Raw genomic sequence first — 25,705 nt, 5'->3', positions numbered from 1 at the left:
CGCACAGTGCCCCGAGGAGCCTCACGATGTCTATCGTGACTGCATAATGACGGTCGCCGTTGCGGCCCACAGCCGATGCTCCCGCGCTTGTTCGTGGAATTCGCGGACGGTCGGTGACGCCTGGAACGTGCGGTGGCGTCGGAACTCCGTGAGGTAGGCCACGCATCGGGCCGACTTGAGTTGTTCGCCGAGATCGAGCGCGTCGAGGGCGACTCGGCACGCCTCCTCGGGATCGTCGGCGTGGAGGTGAGCGTCGGCCAGGACCATCGTCGCGAAGAAGTCGCTGCGGACGTGGCTGCCGCTCATCGCGTTCTCGGCGTGGGCGACGGCTTGGCGGGCGCTGCGGACGTCGCGGAAGCAATGGGCGGCCTCGGCGGCAAGTTCGGCCTCATCGAAATAGGTGATCCACTCGGGCTCGTCGTCGTTGTTGCGGCTGTCCAGCGCGCGTGCGGCCTCGGTAAGCGCGGCTTCGCAGGCCCGCCGGTCTCCGGTACGGGCGAGCGCGCGGGCCTCCATCGCGATCCCCGGCACACCGGGAACACCCTCGCGGCGACGGGCGGCGCGACTACGCGGGAGCTGATGCACAGGATGGGGCACTCGACCGTCCGCGCGGCCATGGTCTACCAGCACCTCGTCGGCGGACGCGACCAGCAGATCGCCGACCACGTCGACCGCCTGATCAAGAAGTCCCGGAAGAACGCGAAGGGCGGAAGGAAGGACCCGAAGGGGACGAAGGGCAAGATCAACTGATCTGGCACGGATCTGGCACGACCGCCGAAGCGTCATGATCCGCGGCCCGACACGATCAAGGCCCAGGCCACCGGCTCACCACCGGTCGACCTGGGCCTTCGTCGTACCACCTGCGGCTCGGAAGCCGAGAGCCCCCTGTCGGGTTCGAACCGACGACCCCCGCTTTACAAGAGCGGTGCTCTGGCCAGCTGAGCTAAGGAGGCTTGGCCCCGGGCGGCCGTGCCGTACGGGGTCACCTGAAGGGTACCAAGCGTGCGCCACGGGGGCGGGACGGAAGCCGACCCGCTTCAGCGTTCCCGGTCTTCGGCGCCGCCGGGCGGGTCCGGCCTCGGCCTGGAAGCCGGTGGAATCCGCGGCGTCCCACGGAATCCACCGCTTCCGGCTACTGACAAGCGCTCCCGCGACAGGTAGCGTCACGCGCAGTTCGCTGCGTGCAGTGGACTAGACCTCCTTTACTCGGATCGTCCGGCACGTTCCTGCCGGTGAAGGGACCTCTCACCATGGCCACTGTCACGTTCGACAAGGCGACCCGCGTCTACCCCGGTTCCGACCGGCCCGCGGTCGACAAGCTGGAGATCGACATCGCGGACGGGGAGTTCCTCGTCCTGGTCGGGCCCTCCGGCTGCGGCAAGTCGACCAGCCTGCGGATGCTCGCCGGGCTCGAGGACGTCAACGACGGAGCGATCCGCATCGGCGACCGCGACGTCACCCACCTGCCGCCCAAGGACCGGGACATCGCCATGGTGTTCCAGAACTACGCGCTCTACCCGCACATGACCGTCGCCGACAACATGGGCTTCGCCCTGAAGATCGCCGGCGTCAGCAAGGCCGAGATCCGCACCCGCGTCGAGGAGGCCGCCAAGATCCTCGACCTCACCGAGTTCCTCGGCCGCAAGCCCAAGGCGCTGTCCGGCGGTCAGCGCCAGCGCGTCGCGATGGGACGCGCCATCGTGCGCGAGCCGCAGGTCTTCCTGATGGACGAGCCGCTGTCCAACCTCGACGCCAAGCTCCGCGTGCAGACCCGCACGCAGATCGCGGGCCTGCAGCGCCGCCTCGGCACCACCACCGTCTACGTCACCCACGACCAGGTCGAGGCGATGACCATGGGCGACCGGGTGGCCGTGCTCAAGGACGGCCTGCTCCAGCAGGTCGACTCGCCGCGCAACATGTACGACCGGCCCGCCAACCTCTTCGTCGCCGGCTTCATCGGCTCCCCGGCGATGAACCTCGTCGAGGTCCCGGTCACCGACGGCGGCGTGAAGTTCGGCAACAGCATCGTCCCGGTCAACCGCGAGGCCGTGGCCGCCGCGGTCGACAAGGGCGACCGCACGGTGACGGTCGGCGTGCGGCCCGAGCACTTCGACATCGCGGACGGCGAGGCCAAGTCGCTGTCCAAGGACGAGCCCGCGGGCGTCGCCGTCACCGTCAACGTGGTCGAGGAACTCGGCGCGGACGGTTACGTCTACGGCACCGCCGAGGTCGGCGGCGAGCAGAAGGACATCGTCGTACGGGTCGGCGGGCGCTCGGTGCCGCTCAAGGGCGACGTCCTGCACGTCGTTCCCCGCGCGGGCGAGACCCACGTCTTCTCCACCTCCACCGGCGAACGCCTCAGCGACTGAGCCCCGGGCGCTACGGAGGCCCCGGGCGCCCTGAATACGCCCCGGACATCCCTCGATGAACGGTGACGGCCACCTGCCCTCGTACGGCGGGTGGCCGTCGCCGTTTGTCGACAATTGGGCTGCGATCGTGAGGAGTTCGCCGTCCATGCGTCAAGAAAAACCCCCCGATCCAGCGACTTCGTTCCCTCTTGAGGGTGACTAAATGTCGCCAAATCATTACTGCTCGCTACCATCACGGACGTGAACCAGGCAGCCCGCCGTATCGGCAAGACTCTCGCACTCGTGCTCCCGGTCGTCCTCGTACTGTCCGGGACCCTCGCCGTCACCCGCGTCCCGTGGGCCGTGTCGCCCTCCCAGGCGCAGGTGCTGACCGCCTCCACCAAGCGCGGCACGGAGCCCTCCAACGCCCCGCAGGACGTCCTGCGCCGGCAGCTCCTGTCCGACCTCCAGCGGAAGAACCCCGGGGCCGCGCTGACCGACCTCCAGGTCCAGATGGCCAAGCGGCCCACCCTGGCCCGCTACTGCTCGGCCATCGCCCGCGCCCTCGGCCGGGCCGCCGTCGCCAAGTACGGGCGGCAGCGCGCGCAGTCGTGGTCGCGGCCGGTGTGCGACACGTCGTTCGCCGTCGGCGTCTCCTCCGGCGCGAACGGCACGGACGGCACGGACTACGGCACCGGATACGGCGCGGACAGCGCCTCCGCCGGCTGACCCGGCCACGGAGGCCGGCGCCCCGGACGCGTCCGGCGCCCACGGGCGTCCCGTACCCGTCCACGTCGGCCTCCGGGCGGGCTCGCACCACGACGACCCGCCGCCTCGCGCGGCGCCCGCCACTCCCCCTCGACCGAACCACCGCGCCTCCGCCCCGGCAGCCGGCTCGCGTCAACTCCCGTTAACCGTGAGTACGCCGGTTGACCCCGAAAGTTGACGTCGTTCTCGTCGCGTACGGCTCCTTGCCGGGGCCCGCACCCCGTATCGTCACAGCATGACGACAGGTGCCCACTCCCCCGCCCCGGTCACCCAAGCCGTCGTCCTGGCCGGCGGCCAGGGCTCGCGGCTGCGGCCCTACACCGATGACCGGCCCAAGCCCATGGTCGAGATTCCCGGCACCGGGACCCCGATCATCGGCCACCAACTCGCCTGGCTGGCGGCGGAAGGCGTGACCGACGCCGTCATCTCCTGCGGTCATCTGGCCGAGGTGCTCCAGGACTGGCTGGAGAGCGCGGACCTCCCGCTCAACGCCACCACCGTCGTCGAACCCGAACCGCTCGGCCGCGGCGGCGGGTTGAAGTACGCGGCGAAGTCGCTGCCCCGGCCCGACGAACCGTGGTACGCCACCAACGGCGACATCTGGACCCACTTCTCGCTGCGCTCGATGGCCGCCTTCCACGCGGAACGCGGCGCCACCGCGACGCTCGCGCTCGCCCGGCCCAACATCCCCTGGGGCGCGGTGGAGACCGACGAGTTCGGCCACGTGCTGGACTTCATCGAGGCGCCGCCGTCGCCGTACCTGATCAACGCGGGCGTCTACGTCTTCGGCGCCGACTTCGCCCCGCTGCTGCCGGAACGCGGCGACCACGAGCGCACCACGTTCCCGCAACTCGCCCGCGAACGCCGCCTCGCCGGGTTCCGCCTGCCCCAGGGCTCCTACTGGCGGGCCATCGACACCGCCAAGGACCTCACCGAGGCCGCCAAGGAACTCGCCCGCGGCACGTCAGGCACGGCCGCGGCCACTTCCGCCCCTTCCGAGGACGGCGCCCCCGCCCAGGCCTGACCGCCCGCACGGCGACGGCCGCGTACCCCCGCTCGCGCGGAACGGTACGCGGCCGTCGTCGTGTGTGCCGCCGTCGTACGTGGCGGTCCTACGCCATGCTGCCGCCCGAGGGCGAACGCGGCGCTCCCTGCTCGCCGGACATGCCCAGCAGCCAGCCGTTGCTGGGCTTGATGCCGAGCAGGCCGCCCAGCGAGCCGCCACCGCCGCTGCCGCCCGACGAACCGCCGCTCGGCGGCGCCGGGTTGGGGGCGACGGGCGCGGTGTGCTGGGGCGGCGTGACGTGCCGGGTGGGGGCCTGCACGGTCTGCTCCTGGCTGGGCAGGCCGCCTCCGGTCCCCGCGCCGGACGTCCTGCCGGGGCCGGTCGTGGCTCCCGCGGCGCCGGGGCGGCCGGTCGAAGACGCCTTGGGCAGGGCCGATTTGGCGGTACGGGACGCGCCCGGCAGCACCGCGCGGTGCCGGGTCGGCACGCCGGTGCCGGGGGCCTGCGGGAGGGGCGAGCCCGGCAGGTTGTTCGTGGGCAGGTCGGTCGGGGTGGCGGGAGCGGCCGGGTGCGACTGCGAGGCCCGCACGGCGCCGCCGAACAACGCGCCGAGGATCAGCGTGCCGCCCGCCACGAACGTCGCCAGCACGATGCCGCGCCGCAGCACGTAGCGCCGCAGGTCCCAGATGGGGGCGCGCGGGCCGAGCTTGCGCCACGCCTCGCCGGCCAGCTTGGCGTCGACCGAGTAGACCGGGGCGCCCGCGATGACCAGCGGGCTCCAGGCGGCGAGGTAGATGATGTTCGGCGCGTCGTAGACCGGGACGGATCGCCAGCTGACCGTGACCAGCAGGGCCACCGACAGCATCGCGCCCATGCAGGCGGCGACCCGCTGCCACAGGCCCATGACCGTCAGCACGCCGACGACGACCTGGAGGAACGCCACCGTCAGCCCCGCGCCCACCGGGTGGTCGAGCGCGGCCGCGCGCAGCGGTTCCGCGACCGACCACGGGTGCAGCGAGGACAGCCAGTGCACCATCGAGCCGCGCTGCCCGCCGTCGAAGTACACCGGGTCGCACAGCTTGCCCAGGCCCGCGTAGACGCAGATGAAGCCGAGGAAGACGCGCATCGGCAGCAGCACGACGCCGAGGTTCATCCGGCGGCCGGGGTACCAGGCGTGCCGGACCGGGTCGTTGCGCCGGCGCTCGCGCGCGCGGGCCCGGGTGTCCCGCTCGTCGTAGTCGTCCGCGTCGCCGTCGTCACCCTCGCCGTAGTGCGAGGGGCGGGAGATGTCGTAGGCGGCGTCGTCCGCGTCGTGGTCGAACGCGCCGCGCACCGGACGGACGCCGCCGAGCAGGTTGACGCCGGGCAGCGATCCGCCCTGCAACGGGGAGCGCGGGGCGATCACCGCGGGACGGACCGGCGGCAGGGTCTCGTCCAGTTCCTCCGCGAGCAGTTCCTCGGCCGCCACCCTGGGCAGCACCTGCGTGGCGCCCGCGCCCACGCCGCGCACCGCCGCCTGGAGCAGCTGGGTGGCCTCGGCGTCGCCTGCCTCGGCCCGCCCCGACCACACGACGGGCGCGGCGCGCCGCCTGCGGGTACGGGCCTCGGCGGCGGAGCGCACGGAGGTCGGGATGACCGGCATGGGCGCGGTGTCGCCCGCGGCCGCGCCGAACCGCGGCGGTGGCGCGCTCGCGCCTAGCTTCACCCGGAAACTCGCGTGGTTGACGATCACCTGGGCTGGGTCGCTCGGGACGCGCACCGTGTTGAGCACGTCCTCGTCGAACCCCGGCGACCGTCCCCCCGAAGGGGAGCGGGGTGTTCTGGTGTCCACACTCATCTAACCGAGTGACGCCCGGTTAGGACACTGCCTGACGCGCGGCGGAATGTCCGAGGCCCGTCAAGATCACCGAACGCGGGTCCGGAGATCACCGGAACGAGTGAGGGGCGGGGAGTTTGGGCCGAACGGTGCCTAGAGCGACGGCTGACGTGCGGTGCGTGCGGTGCGCGGGAAACGCGCCCCCGGGCGCGCTCCCCGCGCTTCCAGCGCCGTACCGCACGCGAGGGGGCGCGCACTCACCTCACGCCACGCCCCGCCCGCAGGTCCGACCGCCCGACGCCGACGACTACGGAGGCCCTTGGGTCCGACGGGCTGAGGCCGGCGACCGCCGGGGCCCCGCGAGCCCGCCCCCCCGTGGCCAGCTGCTTCGGAAGCCCGCGAGCCCGACCGCCCGACCCCGGCGACCGCCGGGGCACTCAAGCCCCCGCCATCGAATCCGGGGGGCGCTCCCGCGGCTCAGGCTCGGCCGCGGAGCTGCCTCCTGCGGGCCGCCTCGTACAGGACGACGCCCGCCGCCACGCCCGCGTTCAGGGACTCCGCCGCGCCGCCCGGCATCGGGATGCGCACGCGCACGTCGCAGGTCTCGCCGACCAGCCGCGACAGCCCCTTGCCCTCGCTGCCGACCACGATCACGACCGGGCCGTCCAGCACCTCCAGGTCGGTCAGCTCGACGTCGCCGTCCGCGGCCAGGCCGACGACGGTCAGGCCCGCCTTCTGGTAGCCCTCCAGCGTCCGCGTCAGGTTGGTCGCGCGGGACACCGGGATCCGGGCCGCCGTGCCCGCGGAGGTCTTCCACGCGCCGGCCGTCATACCCGCGGCGCGGCGCTCCGGCACGACGACGCCATGGCCGCCGAACGCCGCGACGGAGCGGACGACCGCGCCCAGGTTGCGCGGGTCGGTCACGCCGTCCAGCGCGACGATCAGCGGGTCCTCGCCCTGGTCGGCGGCCTCGGCCGTCAGGTCCTCGGGGTGCGCGTAGTCGTACGGCGGGATCTGCAGGGCGAGGCCCTGGTGGTTGATCCCGTTGGTCATCCGGTCCAGCTCGGGGCGCGGCGCCTCCATCAGCGGGATGCCGCGCTCGGTGGCGAGCTTGATCGCCTCGCGCACCCGCTCGTCGTTGTCGACGAACTGCTGCACGTACAGCGCCGTGCTGGGGATGTCCGCGCGCAGCGCCTCGACGACCGGGTTGCGGCCGACGACCAGTTCGGAGGAGGACTTGCCGCCACGTCCGCCGGCCGCCCGGCGCTGGGAGGCCGCCGAGCGCTTCGCCTTGGCCTGCGCGGCGCGCTGCTTGGCGTGCCCCTTGCGCATCTCGGCGGGCGGGGTCGGGCCCTTGCCCTCAAGCGCGCGGCGCCGCTGGCCGCCGCTGCCGACCGTGGGGCCCTTCTTGGACGTGGTACGGCGGTTACGCCGCTGGCTGTTCCCGGCCATCAGGGCACCTTCACTTCTTCTTCGGGCTCGACGGCCGCCGTGCGCGTCAGGCGTACGGACGACCGTGCAGACATACAGACGTACATGAGTATGAGCCGTACGGAAGCATCCTCGCTTCCGCACGGTCCCCCTGGCCGTCCCCGGCCGGCCGGGGACGGGCCGCTCAGCGGGTGCCGAGCGACCAGCGCGGTCCGCTGGGCGTGTCCTCGATCTCCAGGCCGGAGTGCTGCAACTGGTCACGGATGGCGTCGGCGGTCGCGTAGTCCTTGCGGGTACGGGCCGCCTCCCGCTGCTCCAGCACCAGCCGGACCAGCGAGTCGACCACGCCGTGCAGGTCGTCGCCGCGCTCGGCCGAGGCCCACTGCGGGTCCAGCGGATCGAGGCCCAGCACTCCGAGCATCGCACGGACCTCGGCCAGCCGGGCCACCGCCGACTCCTTGTCGTCCGCGGTCAGCGCCGAGTTGCCCTGGCGCACGGTCGTGTGGACGATCGCCAGCGCCTGCGGGACGCCGAGGTCCTCGTCCATCGCCTCGGCGAACGCGGGCGGCACCTGCGCGGCCGGCTCGACCGCGCCGCACTTCTCGACGACCCGCTGCACGAAGCCCTCGATGCGCGCGAACGCCGACTCGGCCTCGCGCAGCGCCTCCTCGCTGTACTCGATGGTCGAGCGGTAGTGCGGGGAGCCCAGGTAGTAGCGCAGCACGATGGGCCGCCAGCGCTTGACCATCTCGGCGACGAGCACCGAGTTGCCGAGCGACTTGCTCATCTTCTCGCCGCTCATGGTCACCCAGGCGTTGTGCACCCAGTAGCGGGCGAACTCGTCGCCGAAGCCCCGGGCCTGGGCGATCTCGTTCTCGTGGTGCGGGAAGATCAGGTCGATGCCGCCGCCGTGGATGTCGAAGGCGGAGCCCAGGTACTTGTGGGCCATCGCCGAGCACTCCAGGTGCCAGCCGGGCCGGCCGCGTCCCCACGGGGTCTCCCAGCTGGGCTCGCCGGGCCGGGCCGCCTTCCACATCGCGAAGTCGCGCGGGTCGCGCTTGCCGGTCTCACCCTCGCCCTCGGGCTGCCGCAGGTTGTCCAGGTCCTGGTTGGACAGCGCGAGGTAGCCGGGCTGGGAGCGCACGTCGAAGTAGACGTTGCCGTCCGCCGCGTAGGCGTGGCCGCGCTCGATCAGGCCGCGCATCATCTCGATCATCTCGGGCACGTGGCCGGTGGCGCGCGGCTCGTACGTGGGCCGCAGGCAGCCGAGCGCGTCGTAGCCCTCGTTGAAGGCCCGCTCGTTCTCGTAGCCGATCGCCCACCAGGGGCGGCCCTGCTCGGCGGCCTTGGCGATGATCTTGTCGTCGATGTCGGTGACGTTGCGGATGAACGTCACGCGGTAGCCGCGGTAGGCGAACCACCGCTGCATGATGTCGAAGTCGAGGTACGAGCGGATGTGCCCGATGTGCGGAGCCGCCTGGACGGTGGCGCCACACAGGTAGATCGAGACGCAGCCCGGCACGAGCGGGGTGAAGTCGCGGACCTGACGTGCGCTGGTGTCGTACAGGCGAATAGTCACGCCCACCAGGGTAGTGGGCGTGACGGTGTGCCCAGGGCCCGAAGGGGCGTCTGGACACACAAATGTGACGGTGACCGAAGTGATTTTCGGCGTACGGGGTGCCGGCGTGGTCCGCGCCGGCCGCCGGGGCGCGGCCGGGCGGCTCACCGCCCGGACCACGGACCCGGGACGCCGGGGCGTCAGACCCTGCCGACCACCTTGCGCGGGGTGACCCGGACCACCACTCGCTCCGCGTCCTCCCCCGAGGCCGGGTTGAAGTCCGCGTAGTCCTTTCCGGTGTACTTGCGCGACAGCTCGTTGATCAGCTCCTGACCGCCCTCGGTGGTGAGCGTCGCCTCGCCGCGGATCTCGGCGTAGGTGTACGGGGCGTCGAAGGGCTGCACGAGCACGGTGACCCGCGGGTCGCGGCGCAGGTTCTTCTCCTTGCGGCGGCCGACCGTGGTCGAGATCAGCACGTCGTCGCCGTCCCGCTTCACCCAGACCGGGGACAGCTGCGGGCTGCCGTCGGGCTGGATGGTGGCGATGGTGACGAAGACCGGGGTGTCGAGGAGCTTCTTCAGGTCGTCGGAGAGTGCGGCGGTCATGGCATGCCCTTCGGGACGGTCAGGGAACGGTTCCTGCGATCCGTACCCAACGCTGCGTCAGGAACCCGCATTCCCCAGGGGAATCACCAGTGCGGTGGCAACCGCCGCGAGGCCTTCCGCCCGGCCGGTGAAGCCGAGGCCGTCGGTGGTCGCGCCGGAGACCGACACCCGGGCGCCGACCGCCTCCGACAGCACCTTCTGCGCCTCCTCGCGGCGCTTGCCGATCCGCGGACGTACGCCGACCACCTGGACGGCGACGTTCCCGATCGTGAAGCCCGCCTCACGCACGATGCGGGCGGCCTCGGTCAGCAGCGTCACCCCGGAAGCGCCCGCCCACTCCGGGCGCCCGGTGCCGAAGTGCGCGCCGAGGTCGCCGAGTCCGGCGGCGGAGAACAGCGCGTTGCAGGCGGCGTGCGCCACCACGTCGGCGTCGGAGTGCCCGGCGAGGCCGACCTCCTCGTCCTCCCAGAGCAGCCCGCCCACCCACATCGGCCGGCCCGCCTCGAAAGCGTGGATGTCGGTCCCGATCCCGACCTGCGGGAGCGGCACGGCGAAGGGGCCGTGAGCGGCCGACTCCCCGGACGCGGTCGGGCCCCCGGACGCGGTCGGGCCTCCAGGAGCAGTCGGGCCTCCGGGCGCGGTCGGGTCAGAAGACATCGGCGGCCCTCCGGCGGGCGAGTACGGCCTCGGCGAGCACGAGGTCCAGCGGACGGGTGACCTTGAACGCCTCCTCGTGGCCGGGGACGACGACGACGGGCACGCCGATCCGTTCGGCCATGCCCGCGCAGTCGGTCACCGCGCCGGTGACCTTCTCGTGCGCCTCGGCCAGCACGTCGCGGCGGAAGCCCTGCGGCGTCTGTACCGCGCGCAGCCGGCCGCGTTCCGGCGTGCCGACGACCGGCTCGGGCGCGTCGGGGCGCGGCGCCGGGTCGACCTCCTTGACGGTGTCCGCGAGCGGCACCGCGGGGACGACCGCGGGGGCGCCGTCGCGTACGGCGGCGACGACCGCCTCGACGGTCTCGACCGGGACCAGCGGGCGGGCCGCGTCGTGCACGAGGACGATCGCGGTGTCGTCGGGGAGGGCGGCCAGGCCCAGGCGGACCGACTCCTGCCGGGTGTCGCCGCCCGCGACGACCTTGATCTCCTTGGACTCCGGCAGGCCGTTGCCGTCCAGCAGCGCGCGGACCTCGGCGACCCCGTCGGCGGGAGCGACCACCACGACCAGGGCGACCGCGCGGGCCCGCAGCATCGCCCGGACCGCGTGCACCAGGATCGGCACCCCGCCCAGCGCGCGCAGCGCCTTGGGGGCGCCGGGGCCGAGCCGGACGCCACGGCCGGCGGCGGGGATGACGGCGGCGACGGGTCCGCGCAGGGGGGCGTTCTCGGAGGGGGTCGGAGTACTCAGGTTTGTGTCCTTGGCCGAAATGGGTATCGCCTCAACGTGGCCGGTGCGCCCCTCGCAGGCCCCTTCCGTGAAGCCGGTTCGGGGACGCGCCAGACACGTCACGTCAGGAATACCGTGCCATACAAACACGCCGCAGCACCCGGACCGCACCCGGGCACCGCGGCGATGTTGTGTCAGGACGGCGTCGAAGCCTCCGACGTGGTGAGCACGTCGGCACCTGGACGCCTGCGTCGGCGGGACACCGCGAGGCGCGTCGTGAAGGGGCATGTCGCCCGCGTCACCCCGCGACCACGATTCGTCCGCCCTGGAACTCAGGACGCGAGCGCGCGACCGTGAGCACCCGGCTCAGGACGCGAGCACCTCGTCGAGGAGCGCCTCGGCCTTGTCCTCGTTGGTGTTCTCGGCGAGTGCGAGTTCGCTGACCAGGATCTGCCGGGCCTTGGCGAGCATGCGCTTCTCACCGGCCGACAGCCCGCGCTCCCGCTCACGACGCCACAGGTCACGCACGACCTCGGCGACCTTGATGACGTCACCGGAGGCCAGCTTCTCCAGATTCGCCTTGTAGCGACGGGACCAGTTCGTCGGCTCCTCGGTGTACGGCGCGCGCAGCACCTCGAAGACCCGGTCCAGCCCGTCCTGACCGACCACGTCGCGTACGCCTACGAACTCCGCATTCTCCGCGGGTACGCGCACCGTCAAGTCGCCCTGAGCGACCTTGAGCACCAAGTAGGTCTTGTCCACGCCTTTGATCTGGCGAGTTTCGATAGCCTCGATCAGCGCGGCCCCGTGATGGGGATAGACCACGGTGTCGCCAACCTTGAACGTCATGTGACAGGTACCCCTTCCGTGGCTATCCAGGGTAACACGGGAACGGCCTCATCTGAATGGCGTTTTCGCAGGTCAGGGCATATCTCGGGGCTTGACAAGAGCGGCCGGATCGTGCTGGAGGAGCAGTCCGGGAGCGGGTATCCGCAGGTCGGAGCGGCTGTACGGGCACAGCGAAACGCGCACGTTACACGATCGGAGGACTGGAGAGAAGGGCGTTTCATCCCGCTTTGTCGACCCCCCTGGAGTGGGCTCCCGCTACTCCGTTCGGAGATCTGACGGCTGGTCACTGGCGAGATCGGGCCGTTCCGCCGCGACTTCGCGCCCGGGCCGGGCGGAACGCGCACGAAAACCCGAATTTCCACCCGCGAGCGTGATCATCATTTGGACAGTTTCCGATTATCCGCACAGAGTCCGTCGGACATCCGCAGGACATCCACGCGGCCCGGAAATCGATCTTCGGAAGCACGGCGTGAAGTAGGGCACGAAGGGTGGCATGCGACACGGCATATTGCGGCACGTTTGATCGGCGCGGGGAACGAATGAGCGCGGGGGATGTGGGCGGGTGGCGAGGGCGGGTCGCGCGGAGTGGCGGCAGGCGCGAGCGCCGGCTCGTACAGGGGCGGGCCCGGGGGCGCGGCACGCGGCACGCGGCACGCGGCACGCGGCACGCGGCACGCGAAAACGGACCACGTGCGCGCGACGCGCGGAATCCGGGACCCCGGCGCGCGGAGGCCCAGACCCGGGGGCGCGGCGCGCGGACCCCGGCGCACGGGCCCGGCCGCACGGGGCCCGGCCGCACGGGCCCCGCCCGCCGAAGGCGGCCCCGGACGCGTGGCGGGCGGAACGTGGCAGAAGAGGGCGCGACGCGCGAAGGGGTGGCCGGGTGCGGTGCGCGTTCGGCGGCTCGGTAACCTAAGCGCGCTGGAAGATCCCTTAGTGCGGCTTTACATCAGCCGCACCACGTCCAAGTCGTCCAAGGAGATGCCGCCGCCGTGAGCCTCCCCCTTCCTTCGGCCGGGGGCACCCGCGCCCTTCGACGCGCCACCCTCGCCGCCGTTCTCGTCGCCTCGGTCGCCCCGTTCGCCGCCGCCTGCGGTGCGGGCAGCAGCGCGCAGACGCAGGAGGTCAAGCCGGACTCCGTCGCCACGACCGTCGGCGACATCGAGATCCAGAACGCCTACATCCTGACCGAGCCGCAGGGCTCGGGGGCGGCCGCGGTCAGCGCCCGCGTCTTCAACAACAGCACCCAGGCGCAGCAGCTGACGTCCATCACGGTCGAGGGCGCCGCGCAGCCGGTGAAGCTGTCCGGCCCTAACGGCTCGACCGGTCCGGTCACCATCCCGGCCGGCGGTTCGATCACCCTCGGCGGCAAGGGCAACCCCTCCGCGATGCTGGCCTCCGACACCGGCGTGGTCGACGGCAACTTCCAGACCACGGTCTTCAGCTTCAGCCGCTCCGGCCAGGTCACGGTCACCCCTGGCGTCGTGCCGGCGGACCACTACTTCAGCGGCTACGGCCCGACCGCCCCGGCGAGCGCGCCGTCGGCGAGCAGCCGTCCGTCCGCGCACCCGTCCGGCTCGGCGGGCGCCCCGGCGTCCGGCGCCCCGAGTGCCTCCACCTCGCCCTCCGGCAAGGCCGGCACGTCGGCCAAGCCGTAGGCGGTGAGGCCGTAAGGCCCTGAGGGCCGGAAGCCGTAAGGCTCGGCTGCGGGTCTTGAGGCCCGCGCACGCGAAGGGGCGCCCGGATCGATCCGGGCGCCCCTCACGCGTTCCTGCGGCCGGGTGCGGTCCGCGCACCTGCGTCGCGTCGGCGCGGTGCCGTACGGCCCGACACCGCCCCGTACGGCCGACCGGGTACGGCTTACGGCTACCGCCGACCGCTCACGGCTACGGCCGACGGTTCACAGCTACGGCTACGGCAACGGCTACGGCTTACGGCTCGAACTTGTAGCCGAGACCCCGCACCGTCACCAGGTAGCGCGGCGCGCCCGGGTCCGGCTCGATCTTGGCGCGCAGCCGCTTGACGTGCACGTCCAGCGTCTTGGTGTCGCCGACGTAGTCCGCTCCCCACACGCGGTCGATCAGCTGCATGCGGGTCAGCACGCGGCCCGCGTTGCGCAGCAGCATCTCCAGCAGGTCGAACTCCTTGAGCGGCAGGTCGACCTTGTCGCCGGAGACCGTCACCAGGTGGCGGTCCACGTCCATCCGGACCGGCCCGGCCTCCAGCGCGGTAGGCAGCGTCTCCTCCGGCTCGCCCCTGCGGCGCAGCACGGCGCGGATGCGGGCCACCAGCTCACGCGAGGAGAACGGCTTCGTCACGTAGTCGTCGGCCCCTATCTCCAGGCCGACGACCTTGTCGATCTCGCTGTCCTTGGCGGTCACCATGATCACCGGGACGTTGGACTTGTTGCGCAGCTGCCGGCAGACCTCGGTGCCGGGCAGGCCCGGCAGCATCAGGTCGAGGAGGATCAGGTCGGCGCCGTTGCGCTCGAACTCCTCCAGCCCGTCGGGCCCGGTGGCCGCCACGGCGACCTCGAAGCCCTCCTTGCGGAGCATGTACGACAGTGCGTCGCTGAAAGATTCCTCGTCCTCGACAACGAGCACTCGGGTCACGGAAGGACCTCCGGGGCGGGAAGGGTTGTGGTTGCGGGTCTGGTGATGGTGGTGATGGCGCCGCCGGTCACGGCACGGGCGGGCCCGCGCCGGGCGGCACCGTCGTCGCGCACGGCGTTCGCGTCCCGTACGGCGTCCGCGTCCCGAACGGCGTCCGCGTCGAGCACGTCGTCGTCACGTAGGTCGTCACGGACGTCGTCGCCGATTTCGTCACGCAGGCCGTCGTCGTCCCGTACTTCGTCCTCCGCGTCGTCCCGCGGCGGCGTGGCCGCGGGGTCGGGGACGGACGGCAGGCGCAGGGTGAACGTCGAGCCCTGGCCCTCGGAGCTCCACACGGTGACCTCGCCACCGTGCGAGGCGGCGACGTGCTTGACGATGGACAGGCCCAGGCCGGTGCCGCCGGTGGCCCGGGAGCGGGCCGGGTCGACCCGGTAGAAGCGTTCGAAGATCCGCTCCCGGTCGGCCTGGGAGATGCCGACCCCCTGGTCGGTGACCGAGATCTCGACGAATTCGCCGCCCCCGACCGACATTCTGCGACCGGCGATGCCGACCCTGGTGCGGGCGGGGCTGTAGTTGACGGCGTTCTCGACCAGGTTGCCCAGCGCCGCCGCGAGCTGACCGCGGTGGCCCTGGACGAACAGGCCCGAGGTGTCGCCGGCGGCCATGGTGATGTGCTTGGCGTTGGCCGGGTGGCGGCAGCGGTCGACCGCCTCGGCGATCAGCTCCTCGACGGCGATCGCCTCGGGGTCGTCCAACGGGTCGTCGTTCTGCACCCGGGACAGGTCGATGATCTCCTGGACCAGGCTGGTCAGCCGGGTCGCCTCGATCTGCATCCGGCCCGCGAAGCGGTTGACCGCCTCGGGGTCGTCGGCCGCGTCCATCACGGCTTCCGACAGCAGCGACAGCGCCCCGACCGGCGTCTTCAGCTCATGGCTGACGTTGGCCACGAAGTCGCGGCGGACCGCCTCGATGCGCCGCGCCTCGGTCAGGTCCTCGACCAGCAGCAGCACCAGCCGGGAGCCCAGCGGGGCCACCCGGGCGGAGACCGCCAGCGGCTCGCCGCGCCCCCCGCGCCGGGCCAGGTCCAGTTCGACCTGCCGTATCTCGCCGTCCCGCCGGGTCTCGCGGGCCATCTGCAGCATCCGGTCCACGGCCAGCCGCCCGCCCCGCACCAGCCCCAGGGCGTACGCGGCGGAGCTGGCCTTGACGACGGTGTCACCCTCGTCCAGGACGACGGCCGACGAGCGCAGTACCGACAGCACGGTGTCGACGCCGGGCGGCAGGACCGCCTCGGTGTGCAGGGAGGAGCGGGACGGACGCGCCTGCTCGCGCTCGCTCCAGCGGAACGCGAGCGCCGCGAAGGCGCCGGTGCACACACCGCCGATCGCGCTGGCTGCGGCCACCGCCGCGTTCACGTCCATGTCTGCAAGGCTAAGCGGGGACGAGCACTGGTCCACAGCCATCCAGGTGGCCTCTCGAACACTCGTTGCCAAGAGTTCACCGTGGTGTCGGGGCTGATTCACCTCGGATGCCCGGCCGGGACGCGTGTACGCCGCACGGTGGAGACCGGCGCGGACACCGGGTCCTACGCTCCCTGGGCCCCGCGGTTCGCGCCGGGCTCGCAGGCACGTGCAAGGAGAGGAACACGATGCGGGACGCTTACCACGAGGAGCTGGACTCGATCGGCGACGGCCTGGTCGAGATGGCCCGGCTCGTCGGCTCCGCGATCGGGCGGGCCACCACCGCGCTGCTCGACGCGGACCTGAAGATCGCCGAGAGCGTGATCGCGGCGGACGAGAAGGTGGACGACCTCCAGCGGGACCTGGAGAACCGGGCCATCGACCTGCTCGCCCGGCAGCAGCCGGTCGCCACCGACCTGCGCATCGTCGTCACCTCGCTGCGCATGAGCGCCGACCTGGAGCGCTCCGGCGACCTGGCCCGGCACGTCGCCAAGCTGGCGCGGCTGCGCTTCCCGGTCTCGGCCGTGCCGCGCGACCTGCACAGCACGCTGCTGGAGATGGGCCAGCTGGCGCAGCGCCTGATGGCGAAGGCGGCCGAGGTGATCATCTCCAAGGACGTGGACGCCGCGCTCCAGCTGGAGGCGGACGACGACCGCATGGACGAGCTGCACCGCGCCCTCTTCCAGCACCTGCTGGACGACCGCTGGCAGCACGGCATCGAGACGGCCGTCGACGTGACGCTGGTCGGCCGCTACTACGAGCGCTTCGCGGACCACGCGGTCTCGGTCGCCAAGCGCGTCGTCTACCTCGTCACCGGCGAGCACGCGGACGAGCTGACCCCGGCGACGGTCATCGGCGACGACACGGCGGTGTGAGAGCGCGGCGGTCCGGGTCGGGCCGCTGAGCGGACCGCTGGGGCGGGCCGATTCAGGGCGGTGGGGCGGTCCGAACCAGGCTGCGGGGGCGCTCGGTTGACGAGGGGCGCGCGGGGCGCGGGAGTTCACGCGCCCCGACGCGCCCTTGATGCACCGTGGACCCGGTAGTTCACTGGTGGCGACCGCGTCGTGCGGTCGTACAGCGCACGCCGAGGCCCAGGCCAAGGAGGCAACGATGCCGGACTCCCCCAGCACGCCGACCGCCCGCCCCCAGCCGTCACTCGATCCCGCCCCGCGCCCGCTCCGTTCGCCACTGCCGTTGCTCGGCGCGTGCGGGTGCGGTTCCGGCTGCGGGTGCGGCTGCCAGTCCGGCGGCCCCTGCCAGTGCGGCGGCTGCTGCGGCTGACCGTACGGGAACGGCTGCGGCCGTCAGCGTGCCGCGATCCGCTGGCGGCGCGTCTCGTACAGCACCGCGGTGGCCGCGTTCGCCGCGTTGAGCGAGCTGGCGGCGCCGGTCATCGGGATGCGCACGGTGTGGTCGCACCGCTCGCGCCACGCGTTGCTGAGCCCTGTCGTCTCGTTGCCGACGAGCAGCAGCACGGGCCGGGTGAGGTCGAAGTCGAACAGGTCGGTCTCGCCGTGCTCGTCGGTGCCGACCAGCAGGGCCCGCCCGCCCAGCCACTCGGTCACCTCACGCGGCGAGGGAACGCGCACGGCGGGCAGCGCGAAGAGCGAACCGGTGCTGGCGCGCACCGACTTGGGGTCGTAGGGGTCGGCCGCGTGGCCGGTGACGACCAGTCCGTTCGCCCCGAAGGCGTCGGCGGAGCGGATGACGCTGCCGACGTTGCCGGGCTGGCTCGGCCGGTCGAAGAGCACGCCGAGGAAGTCGTCCTTGACGCTGATCCGCCCCAGGTCGTCGTCCGGCATGCCGACGACGGCGACCAGTTCGGGCGTCGCCTCGCCCTTCTCCCCCAGTTCGGCGAGCAACTCAGGCGCCATGGCGACGACTTCGCCGGCGCGCGCGGTGCGCAGGACACCCTCGGCCCAGCGCGACAGCGGGCGGTCGGCGTCATACAGCAAGGCGCGGATCTGCCACCCGTGCTCCACGGCGAGCGAGATGGCTCGCACCCCCTGGACGACGAACTCCCGCGCGCGCTGCCGCTTGGCACGGTTGGTGAGCAGGGCCTGCCACTGCTGGAAGCGGGCGTTGCGGGATCCGATGCGCTGAACTGCCGCCATCCGGAAAGGGTAACCGGATCGCGCGCCGGAACGTCTGGGTATTGCGGGGTGGTTGAGGATGCCGCAGGCCGTGCGCCGTCCCGGCGACCCGTCAGTCGGCGGCGGCCTTCGGCACGACGCATCCAGCGGTGGCCGCGGCGATCATCGGACCGCGTACGGCGGAGCACTTGGCTTCCCAACTCACCGCGCGAGGCATGGCGTTGGTCTAAGCGGCCCTCGACCGAATCGACCGTGTCGTACCGCCGGGCACGGATGTGAACCTGGATGACGCGGGCTACGGGAAGACCGTCCTGTCGGGCGCCGGGTGGCCGGCTAGGCGCGGGTAGTGCCGCGAAGTCGTGGGAACGGTCCACAGCTGATCGTGGCGCTGCGCCAGAATGGCCGCCGTGAACGACACGGTCGCGGTTGCCCTGATCACGTCCTTGTCGACGCTGGCCGCCGCCGGGATGGCGGGGACGGCGTCGGCGTTGACGACGGGCAAGCAGCTGCGGCACCAGGCCGCGTTGGCGCGGGAGGAACAGGCGGCACAACAGGCCGTCGCTCTTCGCGAGTTGCGGCGTGAGGCGTACGAGCGGTTCCTGACGAGGGCGGACGCCGCTTACAGGATGCTGGACGAGGGGTGGTCCGCGCCGGACGACGAGGAAGCGGGACGTCGGGAGGCCGGCTTCGCCGCGCGGAGGGCGCTGGACGAGGCGTATGTCCGGGTCCGGTTGGTGGGCCCGGAAGCGGTCGCGGAACAGGGGGCGGGTGTGGTGGAGGCGATAGGCGACGAGTTCCGCCGCCAGGCGCGGGCAAGGCGAGCCTCGGCGGAGGCGGAGGCGTCAGCGCGGGCGGAGGCGCTGCGCACGAGGGTGGCGGTCAGCGAGGAGTTCGTGGCGGAGGCGCGTAGGGCTCTGGGGGCGTCGGGGTAGGACGGCGGCGGCTCAGTCGCCGTGCGGCGTAGGGTCGTCGGCCGGAGGATTCAGGACACGCGGCTCACCGGTGGTCCAGACGGGACGCACGGCGATCCGCCGGAACCGCCACCCTTCCGGTGTGCGGACGAGGTGACGGTCGCAGGCGGTTTCCCCTAGCGTGGAGTCGTGCATCTGGTGCCTCTCAACCCCGTCGACGGGGCCCTCCCGGAGCCGCAGCTCACGGAGCTGACGTCGGTCTACGCCTCGAACGTCGCGTTCCATCGCCTCAGTGGCGATTTTCCCGACCCCGAGCACATCGACGCGGCGCAGGTGGCATCCTCGCTCGCCCCGGATTTTGCCCATCCCGCCTCGGAAGTCCTCCTCATCCGCGATGAGCCGGACAGGTCGGTCGGCGTCGCCTGTCTGTTGCACGAGCACCCCGACCCTCTCGACACGTACCCGTGGATCGGCCTGTTGCTCATCCACGCCGATTTCCACGGGCAGGGTTACGGCCGTGTGGCTGTGGCCCACATCGAGGCCCGTCTCCGTACGGACGGCCGCGACGGCGCCCGCCTGGCCGTGCTCCAGAACAACCCGAAGGCGCTCGGATTCTGGACGACGCTCGGATACCAGGAGATCGACCGCCGAGCGGACCGCCAGGCAGGCCGTCCCTGCCACGTCTTGCACAAGCAGTTCCAGTAGTCCCCGCTCGACGCGGGCGCGCAGGACGTTTCTCGGCTGTCCGGCGGTTGGGCCCGGCCGCCGGTTGAGCGTCCGCCGCGTCTCCGTGACTGACGGCGTGACCGGCACCGATCTGGTGGGGGCGTCAGGTCGTTCCACACCGTTAGGTCTTCCAGGCGTAGCCGCGTTCGCCATGCGGCCCTCGCGCGCCGTCGTCCGACTGCGGGACGGTGGCGCGAGCCTCGCGCCACGAGGCAGTTGAGGGTCGCCGCGCGAGTCCGCTCCCGCGAGCGCTGCTGCCGATGCGCCGCGCGACGACCTGCCTGGCGCCAAGCCCAACCCAGCCCTGCCCTTGCCCGGGTCTCGGCGAGTCAGGGGCCTTGCCCGAACGTCGTCCCCGATTCGTGGGTGGTTTGATGCGTATCATCCCGACATGGAGTCCACCGCCTCACCCCGCGTCCTCGTCATCGGACTTGATCCGTACCGGGTGCCCGGGCCGTGGGATCCCGAGCCGGCGGCCAAGGCGATCGAGGCGGGCCTGGCCAAGTTCGCCGCCCACGGTGTCGGGGTCGAAACCTGCCTGATCGGGCTTGACGGAAGTGATGACGTGGAAGCGGCCGTTGGGAACGCGCTGCGAGCTCATTCGTGGGAATGCGTCACCGTTGGCGGTGGCCTGCGGCACTCGGACAACCAGGTCGAGCTACTGGAGCGAGTGGTCAACCTGATCCGACGGTACGCGCCCGGCGCGGCCATCGCGTTCAACAGCAACCCAGCCACTACTTACGAGGCGGCTGCCCGTTGGATCGAGTGACGCCGACAGGCTGCCCGCTCTGAGCGCCGCCTCCGGCGCGTCGTGGGTCTGCGCCGTCCGGGACGACGCGGGTCGTCGGCGCACCCGCTTCGGCAAACCGGCAATCGTGCCCCTCCGAGTGCCCGCACGCCGAACCCCGCGCAGGCCTCGCCCGTGCAGCGTGCCGGAGCCGTAGAAGAGGAGGCGCAGGCCCGCGTAGCGGACACCAGCCCGGAGGGGCAAAGCGCGCTGCTGGCCGCCGCCAGGCAGTCCCCCAGCGGGCCGCTGCCCGCGTTCGTCATGGCGAGGGCCGAGCCGTCGTTTCGAGAACGGCAGGATCTCCTATACCCCCTGCACCGCGACGCCGTCGCCCAACGAGCCACCGCAGCCCTGGACGCCCAGGCCGTGACTGTCGGCAACCACATCTTCTTGGTCCGCAGCGGCCGTCGGCGACGAGCGGGTTCTGGGCCCACGAGCTGAGCCACATCGCCCCCCCGCGCATCGGTTCACTCAAGTGCCCGGTACTCAGGCGACGGGTCGACCAGTTCCGGGTGTTCGACCACGTACCGATCGCCGTGTATCGCCAGCATCGCCCAGTGCCACGCCTCGTCGTGGAAAATGAGCCCGCGGTGCGGGTCGCCATCCGGCTCGTACGGGTATCGCTCCAGAGCGGCCTCCCTGGCTTCCGCCGGCGTGAACCCGCCATGGTGCCGCATCACCCATGCGTAGCCACGCCGCTCGGACTTCAGACAGTCGAGGTACTCCGCCTCACTCCAGGTCACAGCTCAAGGCTAGGTGTCTCGCCGAAGGGTGAGAGTCACTGCTTCATTTGCTCGTGGGCTCATGCGTTCCACCAACAGGTGCTGAGCTAACTGGTGTTCGCGTGCGTGTGACAGCCGCCCGTTGACGGGCACTGCTGTTGAAGACCTCGCGGACGTGGGTATCCCACCTTCGGGCTGCGGTGCTGTGTGGCGCGTGCCGTTGCAGGTCTGCGCTTAAGGCGCGAAAGGACGCGTACGCGCGGGGGTTGAGGGTGGGGGCCGAGGTCGTGATGGTCATCGCCGTGGCCACAGCCGAGTCCATCTCACCTTGGCCGAGCTGGGCTCGGGCCAGGTAGGCGGTCACCCACGTCCGGTCTCGTCCTTTCGACTTCGCCGTGGCCGACGAGTGATTCCTCGAATGCAACCCCAACGGCCAGTGGGCCTGGCTCGAAGCCGCCGCGAACCTGCCGATCACGGCCGCCATCGCCGACCTGCTCCAGAACGGAAGACCCCGAACGTGACTGACGGCCTTCCCGGCTCCGAGCGCCTGCGCCGCCGGCTCGTTCACGCGCTTGTCAGGGGCGACACGTTGCGTTCCGACGCGTTGAAGAACGCCCTCGGTGCCGTGCCTCGGGAGGCATTCCTGTCGCACGGGTGGTTCGAGCACGAGGACGGCGGCTGGTTCCGGGCCACGCGGGCAGACGAACGCTCGCTGCCTCGAATCTACGAGGACGACACGCTCGCCACCCAAGTCGCGGGCGGCGTCTTCGCGGATCAGGTCGAGGGGCGCGTCGCCGCAGCACCGACCTCCTCCTCGACCCTGCCGAGCCTGGTCGTGCGCATGCTGGAGGAACTACGCGTACGACCCGGCTCGCGTGTTCTGGAGATCGGCACCGGGACCGGTTACTCCACCGCCCTGCTCTGCCACCTCGTCGGCGACGACCACGTTACGACCATCGATCTGGACGCCGAGGTCTCCGCCCGCGCCGCCATCGCGCTCGCGGGCCTCGGCCTGCGTCCCCGCCTCGTGAACGGTGACGGCCTCGGCGGTCACGCGGGGGGGCTCCGTACGACCGCGTCACCGCCACGTGCGGGGTGCGCGACGTTCCGTTGGCGTGGATCGGGCAGACGCGGCCGGGCGGGGAGATCCTCGTGCCGATGGGCGGTTGGATGCACGCCTCCGAACTCGTCCGCCTCACCGTCCACGGCGACGGCACCGCGAGCGGTCCGGTCCTCGTCTGGCACGTCACCTTCATGCCTGCGCGGCCGCAATCACCGCCGCCCTTCGGGGTGCTGCCCGACCTGACCGGTGCGGACGAGGAGCCCTGCTCGCTGGGCGCCGACGCGTTGGACGACTGGACCACCCGCTACGTCGCGCAGTCGGCGGCCCCGACGGTCCAACGGCTGACACTGCCGCACGAGGACGGCCGAACGCGGCACGTCCTGCTCGACGTCACGGCGCAGGCGTGGGCCTGCCTCACCCAGGACGACGCGGGCCACTGGTCCGTACGCCAGACGGGGCCCGAACGCCTCTGGGACACGATCACGGAACGCATCACGGCCTGGCGGGCGGCGGGAGAACCGGGCGCCGGGCGACTGCGGTGGCATGCCGGACCCGACGGTCAACGGCTTGCGTGGGATTGAGCGCTTCCTGAACGGTCTACGGCACACCGAGGCACGTCCGCCTCACTCGGACACGCGTGGGGCGGACGGACCTCGGTCGAGGGAAGCTACTTCTTCCTGCCCTGGTTCTTGACCGCCTCGATGGCCGCGGCTGCCGCTTCCGGGTCGAGGTAGGTGCCGCCGGGGTTGGTCGGGCGGAAGTTCTCGTCCAGGTCGTAGACGAGCGGGATGCCCGTGGGGATGTTCAGGCCCGCGATGTCCGCGTCGGAGATGCCGTCCAGGTGCTTGACCAGGGCGCGCAGCGAGTTGCCGTGGGCGGCGATCAGGACCGTGCGGCCGGTCAGGAGGTCGGGGACGATGCCGTCGTACCAGTACGGGAGCATCCGCGCGACGACGTCCTTGAGGCACTCGGTGCGCGGGCGGGCCTCCGGCGGGATCGTCGCGTAGCGCGGGTCGTCGCTCTGGGAGAACTCGGTGCCGTCCTCCAGCACGGGCGGCGGGGTGTCGTACGAGCGGCGCCAGAGCATGAACTGCTCCTCGCCGAACTCCGCCAGCGTCTGCGCCTTGTCCTTGCCCTGGAGCGCGCCGTAGTGGCGTTCGTTCAGCCGCCAGGTGCGGTGCACCGGGATCCAGTGGCGGTCGGCGGCCTCCAGCGCCAGCTGCGCGGTGCGGATGGCGCGCTTCTGGAGGGAGGTGTGGACGACGTCCGGCAGCAGGTCCGCCTGGACGAGCAGCTCGCCGCCGCGGACCGCTTCCTTCTCGCCCTTGTCGGTCAGGTTGACGTCAACCCAGCCGGTGAACAGGTTCTTCGCGTTCCACTCGCTCTCGCCGTGGCGGAGGAGGATCAGCTTGTACTGAGCAGCAGCCATGGTCGTGAGCCTAGTCGAAAAGCGCTGGCGGGCTCCGGGGCGACCCTCGTAAGCTACGGATCGCACATTCACCTATTACTTCGCCACGGCTCGCTCCGTCCTTGCGGGGCGCCGCCGCACCATGTCCGCATCACGTCCATCGGGGGAAACAACCTTGGCCGCCGCCGCTTCCGGACCCGGACCCGGGTCACTGTCCACCCGGATCGCCGGAGCCGCTCGCGAGACCGTGGCCGGGCTGCCGCGGGCTTTCTGGTGGCTGTGGACCAGCACGCTGATCAACCGGCTCGGCGGCTTCGTCACCGTCTTCCTCGCGCTCTACCTCACCGTCGACCGCGGCTACTCGGCCGCGTACGCCGGTCTGGTCGGCGCGCTCTACGGGCTCGGCGGGACCGGCGGCGCGCTGCTCGGCGGGGTGCTGGCGGACCGCTGGGGGCGGCGCTCGACGATGCTCGCGGCGCAGCTCGGCACCGCGGTCGCGACGGCCGCGCTCGGGATCGTCCGCGGTCCGGTGGCGATCGCGGCGGTGGCCTGTGCGGTCGGCGTGGCGAGCAACACCTCGCGGCCCGCCGCGCAGGCGATGATGGCGGACGTGGTGCCCGCACGGGACCGGGTGCGGGCGTTCTCGCTCAACTACTGGGCGATCAACATCGGTTTCGGCGTCTCCGCGGCCGGCGCGGGCGTCATCGCGGCCCACGGCTACCTGCTGCTCTTCCTCCTCGACGCGCTGACCACTGCGCTGTGCGCGGTCGTCGTCTTCGTACGCGTTCCGGAGTCGATGCCGTCGACCGCGGTGAGCGGCAAGGCGGTTGAGGCGCCGGGAAGTCTGGTCGACGTGCTGCGCGACCGGCGGTTCATGGCGCTCGTCGGGATCACGTTCCTCCTGGGAACCGTGATGCAGCAGGGGACCACCACGCTCGCGGTGTCGATGGGACGCGCCGGGCTGACGCCCAGTCAGTACGGGCTGGTCGTCGGGCTGAACGGCCTGCTCATCGTCATCTTCCAGATCCCGCTGACCCGGCTGACGCGGGGACGCGGGCGGACCGGGCTGCTGGTGGCGGCGGCGCTGCTGCTGGGGTGGGGCTTCGGGCTGACCGCCTTCGCCGCATCGGCCGGCGTCTACACGCTGACGGTGGTCGTGTGGACGGTGGGCGAGATGCTCCAGGCGCCGACCTCGACCGCGGTCGTCACGGAGATGTCGCCGACGCGGGCCCGAGGGCGTTACCAGGGCATGTACACGCTGGCGTGGTCGGCGGCGTCGTTCGTCGGGCCGCTCGCGGGCGGCGTCGCGCTACAGGCCTGGGGTGGCGCGATGTGGCTCGCCTGCGGTGGCGTGGGAACGGTGGCGGCGCTGGGCTACTGGCTGCTGCTGCGCGCCCGCGGCGACCGCCCCCGCGATCCCGGCCACCGCGATCCCGCCTGCCCCGACCTCCGCGATCCCGGCCGCTCCGGCCACCGCGATCCCGCCCGCCCCGCGGCCCCCTCCCGTCCAGCCGCCTACGCCTCCCCCTCCGGCCCCGACGTCCCCTCCCCCGTCAGATGACGGAACGCCTCCAGGTTCCTCGTCGACTCCCCCCGTGACGTCCGCCACGCGTACTCCTTGCGGATCGCCTCCGCGAAGCCCAGCTCCAGCAGGGTGTTGAAGCTTCCGTCAGCGTTCTCCACGACCGAGCCCAGCAGCCGGTCGACCTCCTCGGGGGTCACCGCGGCCAGCGGGAGGCGGCCGGTGAGGTAGACGTCGCCGAGCCGGTCGATCGCGTAACTCACGCCGTAGATACGGATGTTGCGCTCCAGCAGCCAGCGGTGGAACGCGTCGTGGTTCTCGTCGGGGCGGCGCACCACGAACGCGTTGACCGCGAGCGTGTGGCGGCCGACGGTCAGCGCGCAGGTCGTCGCGAGCTTGCGGGTGCCGGGCAGCGTCACCACGTAGGTGCGCGGTGAGCCCTCCGGGTGCTCCCAGTCGAGTTCCGCGTCCTTGAAGACCTGTTCGAGGACGCGGCACGCCGCCTCCTGCGTCCGTTCCGCCTCGCTCGCGCTCGCCATGGGGCCGATCGTAGGGCCTGGGGGCGCCCGGCACCCCCCGGGCCCGGCCGGGCGCGGGCCGCCGCTGGATGGGCCCGCCTCCGGCCAGGCCTACGGC

General features: G+C 72.0%; 24 protein-coding genes, 1 tRNA gene and 3 pseudogenes. 13 read left to right on the top strand and 15 right to left on the bottom strand.

What is annotated here, in order from left to right:
- Positions 1–30: 30 nt before the first annotated feature.
- A pseudogene (locus CK485_RS01355) lies at positions 31–519 on the bottom strand (hypothetical protein); the annotation flags it as partial.
- 69 nt (positions 520–588) lie between these two features.
- Between CK485_RS01355 and CK485_RS01350 the strand changes: the two are divergent.
- Positions 589–750 carry an integrase gene (locus tag CK485_RS01350; protein WP_342673445.1) on the top strand — a complete coding sequence of 54 codons (162 nt, stop codon included), beginning with the start codon at positions 589–591 and terminating at the stop codon, positions 748–750.
- A 129-nt stretch (positions 751–879) separates the two neighbouring features.
- On the opposite strand, the gene CK485_RS01345 is transcribed toward CK485_RS01350, so the two are convergent.
- Positions 880–953 (bottom strand) — tRNA-Thr (locus tag CK485_RS01345).
- 297 nt (positions 954–1,250) lie between these two features.
- On the opposite strand from CK485_RS01345, the gene ugpC reads away from it, so the two are divergent.
- The 3 genes from ugpC to CK485_RS01330 all read left to right on the top strand — a co-directional run bounded on the left by ugpC (position 1,251) and on the right by CK485_RS01330 (position 4,140).
- The gene (gene ugpC, locus CK485_RS01340; RefSeq protein WP_109445934.1) at positions 1,251–2,369 is read left to right on the top strand and encodes a sn-glycerol-3-phosphate ABC transporter ATP-binding protein UgpC; all 1,119 of its coding nucleotides are present in this window, start codon (positions 1,251–1,253) and stop codon (positions 2,367–2,369) included.
- Between the two features lie 240 nt (positions 2,370–2,609).
- The gene (locus CK485_RS01335; RefSeq protein ID WP_109445932.1) at positions 2,610–3,077 is read left to right on the top strand and encodes a hypothetical protein; all 468 of its coding nucleotides are present in this window, start codon (positions 2,610–2,612) and stop codon (positions 3,075–3,077) included.
- Positions 3,078–3,351: 274 nt separating this feature from the next.
- Entirely contained in the window at positions 3,352–4,140 is a 789-nt protein-coding gene (locus tag CK485_RS01330; protein WP_109445930.1) for a nucleotidyltransferase family protein, read from the top strand.
- Positions 4,141–4,228: 88 nt separating this feature from the next.
- On the opposite strand, the gene CK485_RS01325 is transcribed toward CK485_RS01330, so the two are convergent.
- The 7 genes from CK485_RS01325 to CK485_RS01295 form a co-directional block, all read right to left on the bottom strand.
- Positions 4,229–5,959, bottom strand: coding sequence for a DoxX family protein (locus CK485_RS01325; RefSeq protein ID WP_109445928.1), 1,731 nt, complete (start codon positions 5,957–5,959; stop codon positions 4,229–4,231).
- 456 nt (positions 5,960–6,415) lie between these two features.
- Complete coding sequence (rlmB, locus tag CK485_RS01320; protein WP_109445926.1) at positions 6,416–7,390, bottom strand: 23S rRNA (guanosine(2251)-2'-O)-methyltransferase RlmB; 975 nt, start codon at positions 7,388–7,390, stop codon at positions 6,416–6,418.
- A 163-nt stretch (positions 7,391–7,553) separates the two neighbouring features.
- Positions 7,554–8,948, bottom strand: a complete 1,395-nt coding sequence (gene cysS / locus CK485_RS01315; RefSeq protein WP_109446523.1) for a cysteine--tRNA ligase — start codon at positions 8,946–8,948, stop codon at positions 7,554–7,556.
- 179 nt (positions 8,949–9,127) lie between these two features.
- Positions 9,128–9,532, bottom strand: a complete 405-nt coding sequence (locus CK485_RS01310; protein WP_109445924.1) for a PPOX class F420-dependent oxidoreductase — start codon at positions 9,530–9,532, stop codon at positions 9,128–9,130.
- 57 nt (positions 9,533–9,589) lie between these two features.
- The gene (gene ispF, locus CK485_RS01305) at positions 9,590–10,189 is read right to left on the bottom strand and encodes a 2-C-methyl-D-erythritol 2,4-cyclodiphosphate synthase (RefSeq protein ID WP_109445922.1); all 600 of its coding nucleotides are present in this window, start codon (positions 10,187–10,189) and stop codon (positions 9,590–9,592) included.
- A complete protein-coding gene (ispD, locus tag CK485_RS01300; protein WP_199239206.1) occupies positions 10,179–10,904 on the bottom strand; it encodes a 2-C-methyl-D-erythritol 4-phosphate cytidylyltransferase in 726 nt (241 codons plus the stop codon). The genes ispF and ispD overlap by 11 nt, the downstream gene beginning before the upstream one ends.
- Positions 10,905–11,282: 378 nt before the next feature.
- Positions 11,283–11,765: a CarD family transcriptional regulator gene (locus CK485_RS01295; RefSeq protein WP_109445920.1), complete on the bottom strand. Its 483-nt coding sequence runs from the start codon at positions 11,763–11,765 to the stop codon at positions 11,283–11,285.
- A 992-nt stretch (positions 11,766–12,757) separates the two neighbouring features.
- On the opposite strand from CK485_RS01295, the gene CK485_RS28635 reads away from it, so the two are divergent.
- Complete coding sequence (locus CK485_RS28635) at positions 12,758–13,423, top strand: hypothetical protein (protein WP_158288143.1); 666 nt, start codon at positions 12,758–12,760, stop codon at positions 13,421–13,423.
- A gap of 273 nt (positions 13,424–13,696) precedes the next feature.
- Here the strand turns inward: CK485_RS28635 and CK485_RS01280 are convergent, their stop codons facing one another.
- Positions 13,697–14,377 (bottom strand): response regulator transcription factor, encoded by a 681-nt coding sequence (locus CK485_RS01280; protein WP_109445918.1) that lies wholly within the window; start codon positions 14,375–14,377, stop codon positions 13,697–13,699.
- Positions 14,374–15,798: an ATP-binding protein gene (locus CK485_RS01275; protein WP_241968051.1), complete on the bottom strand. Its 1,425-nt coding sequence runs from the start codon at positions 15,796–15,798 to the stop codon at positions 14,374–14,376. Before CK485_RS01275 ends, CK485_RS01280 begins: the two co-directional genes overlap by 4 nt.
- Positions 15,799–16,025: 227 nt before the next feature.
- Between CK485_RS01275 and phoU the strand changes: the two genes are divergently transcribed.
- On the top strand, positions 16,026–16,712 hold the full coding sequence (gene phoU / locus CK485_RS01270) for a phosphate signaling complex protein PhoU (RefSeq protein WP_109445916.1): 687 nt from the start codon (positions 16,026–16,028) through the stop codon (positions 16,710–16,712).
- Positions 16,713–17,141: 429 nt separating this feature from the next.
- On the opposite strand, the gene CK485_RS01265 is transcribed toward phoU, so the two are convergent.
- A complete protein-coding gene (locus tag CK485_RS01265) occupies positions 17,142–17,951 on the bottom strand; it encodes a TrmH family RNA methyltransferase (protein WP_109445914.1) in 810 nt (269 codons plus the stop codon).
- Between the two features lie 386 nt (positions 17,952–18,337).
- Here CK485_RS01265 and CK485_RS29980 point away from each other — a divergent pair, with 386 nt between their 5' ends.
- The 3 genes from CK485_RS29980 to CK485_RS01250 all read left to right on the top strand — a co-directional run bounded on the left by CK485_RS29980 (position 18,338) and on the right by CK485_RS01250 (position 20,336).
- Positions 18,338–18,862 carry a hypothetical protein gene (locus CK485_RS29980; protein WP_146214473.1) on the top strand — a complete coding sequence of 175 codons (525 nt, stop codon included), beginning with the start codon at positions 18,338–18,340 and terminating at the stop codon, positions 18,860–18,862.
- 168 nt (positions 18,863–19,030) lie between these two features.
- Positions 19,031–19,546 carry a GNAT family N-acetyltransferase gene (locus CK485_RS01255; protein WP_109445910.1) on the top strand — a complete coding sequence of 172 codons (516 nt, stop codon included), beginning with the start codon at positions 19,031–19,033 and terminating at the stop codon, positions 19,544–19,546.
- Positions 19,547–19,958: 412 nt separating this feature from the next.
- The gene (locus CK485_RS01250; RefSeq protein ID WP_109445908.1) at positions 19,959–20,336 is read left to right on the top strand and encodes a hypothetical protein; all 378 of its coding nucleotides are present in this window, start codon (positions 19,959–19,961) and stop codon (positions 20,334–20,336) included.
- Between the two features lie 485 nt (positions 20,337–20,821).
- Here the strand turns inward: CK485_RS01250 and CK485_RS01240 are convergent, their stop codons facing one another.
- Entirely contained in the window at positions 20,822–21,097 is a 276-nt protein-coding gene (locus CK485_RS01240) for a hypothetical protein (protein ID WP_109445904.1), read from the bottom strand.
- Between the two features lie 362 nt (positions 21,098–21,459).
- Between CK485_RS01240 and CK485_RS29285 the strand changes: the two are divergent.
- The 3 genes and pseudogenes from CK485_RS29285 to CK485_RS01230 all read left to right on the top strand — a co-directional run.
- Positions 21,460–21,597, top strand: a pseudogene (locus CK485_RS29285) (ATP-grasp ribosomal peptide maturase); the annotation flags it as partial.
- Between the two features lie 320 nt (positions 21,598–21,917).
- Positions 21,918–22,070: pseudogene (locus CK485_RS29975) on the top strand (protein-L-isoaspartate(D-aspartate) O-methyltransferase); the annotation flags it as partial.
- A gap of 101 nt (positions 22,071–22,171) precedes the next feature.
- A complete protein-coding gene (locus tag CK485_RS01230) occupies positions 22,172–22,720 on the top strand; it encodes a hypothetical protein (RefSeq protein WP_275124528.1) in 549 nt (182 codons plus the stop codon).
- An 86-nt stretch (positions 22,721–22,806) separates the two neighbouring features.
- On the opposite strand, the gene CK485_RS01225 is transcribed toward CK485_RS01230, so the two are convergent.
- Positions 22,807–23,568, bottom strand: a complete 762-nt coding sequence (locus tag CK485_RS01225) for a phosphoglyceromutase (protein WP_109445902.1) — start codon at positions 23,566–23,568, stop codon at positions 22,807–22,809.
- A gap of 154 nt (positions 23,569–23,722) precedes the next feature.
- Between CK485_RS01225 and CK485_RS01220 the strand changes: the two genes are divergently transcribed.
- Positions 23,723–25,108 (top strand): MFS transporter, encoded by a 1,386-nt coding sequence (locus tag CK485_RS01220; RefSeq protein WP_241968049.1) that lies wholly within the window; start codon positions 23,723–23,725, stop codon positions 25,106–25,108.
- Here the strand turns inward: CK485_RS01220 and CK485_RS01215 are convergent.
- Positions 25,063–25,608, bottom strand: a complete 546-nt coding sequence (locus CK485_RS01215) for a YbjN domain-containing protein (protein WP_109445898.1) — start codon at positions 25,606–25,608, stop codon at positions 25,063–25,065. The genes CK485_RS01220 and CK485_RS01215 overlap by 46 nt on opposite strands.
- Positions 25,609–25,705: the final 97 nt, after the last annotated feature.

Source organism: Streptomyces sp. ICBB 8177, assembly GCF_003144095.1.
Taxonomy (GTDB): Bacteria; Actinomycetota; Actinomycetes; order Streptomycetales; family Streptomycetaceae; genus Streptantibioticus_D.
Note: the sequence above shows the minus strand (reverse complement) of the source record. Positions and strands in the feature narration are given on the sequence as shown.

Excerpts from the sequence above, each read along its gene's own strand:
- CK485_RS01275 (WP_241968051.1), bottom strand. The coding sequence starts at position 15,798 with ATGGACGTGAACGCGGCGGTGGCCGCAGCCAGCGCGATCGGCGGTGTG.
- ispF (WP_109445922.1), bottom strand. The coding sequence starts at position 10,189 with ATGTCTTCTGACCCGACCGCGCCCGGAGGCCCGACTGCTCCTGGAGGC.
- ugpC (WP_109445934.1), top strand. The coding sequence starts at position 1,251 with ATGGCCACTGTCACGTTCGACAAGGCGACCCGCGTCTACCCCGGTTCC.
- CK485_RS01265 (WP_109445914.1), bottom strand. The coding sequence starts at position 17,951 with ATGGCGGCAGTTCAGCGCATCGGATCCCGCAACGCCCGCTTCCAGCAG.
- CK485_RS01250 (WP_109445908.1), top strand. The coding sequence starts at position 19,959 with ATGGAGTCCACCGCCTCACCCCGCGTCCTCGTCATCGGACTTGATCCG.
- CK485_RS01215 (WP_109445898.1), bottom strand. The coding sequence starts at position 25,608 with ATGGCGAGCGCGAGCGAGGCGGAACGGACGCAGGAGGCGGCGTGCCGC.
- CK485_RS01295 (WP_109445920.1), bottom strand. The coding sequence starts at position 11,765 with ATGACGTTCAAGGTTGGCGACACCGTGGTCTATCCCCATCACGGGGCC.
- rlmB (WP_109445926.1), bottom strand. The coding sequence starts at position 7,390 with ATGGCCGGGAACAGCCAGCGGCGTAACCGCCGTACCACGTCCAAGAAG.
- phoU (WP_109445916.1), top strand. The coding sequence starts at position 16,026 with ATGCGGGACGCTTACCACGAGGAGCTGGACTCGATCGGCGACGGCCTG.
- CK485_RS01330 (WP_109445930.1), top strand. The coding sequence starts at position 3,352 with ATGACGACAGGTGCCCACTCCCCCGCCCCGGTCACCCAAGCCGTCGTC.
- CK485_RS01350 (WP_342673445.1), top strand. The coding sequence starts at position 589 with ATGGGGCACTCGACCGTCCGCGCGGCCATGGTCTACCAGCACCTCGTC.
- CK485_RS01325 (WP_109445928.1), bottom strand. The coding sequence starts at position 5,959 with ATGAGTGTGGACACCAGAACACCCCGCTCCCCTTCGGGGGGACGGTCG.
- CK485_RS01225 (WP_109445902.1), bottom strand. The coding sequence starts at position 23,568 with ATGGCTGCTGCTCAGTACAAGCTGATCCTCCTCCGCCACGGCGAGAGC.
- CK485_RS01310 (WP_109445924.1), bottom strand. The coding sequence starts at position 9,532 with ATGACCGCCGCACTCTCCGACGACCTGAAGAAGCTCCTCGACACCCCG.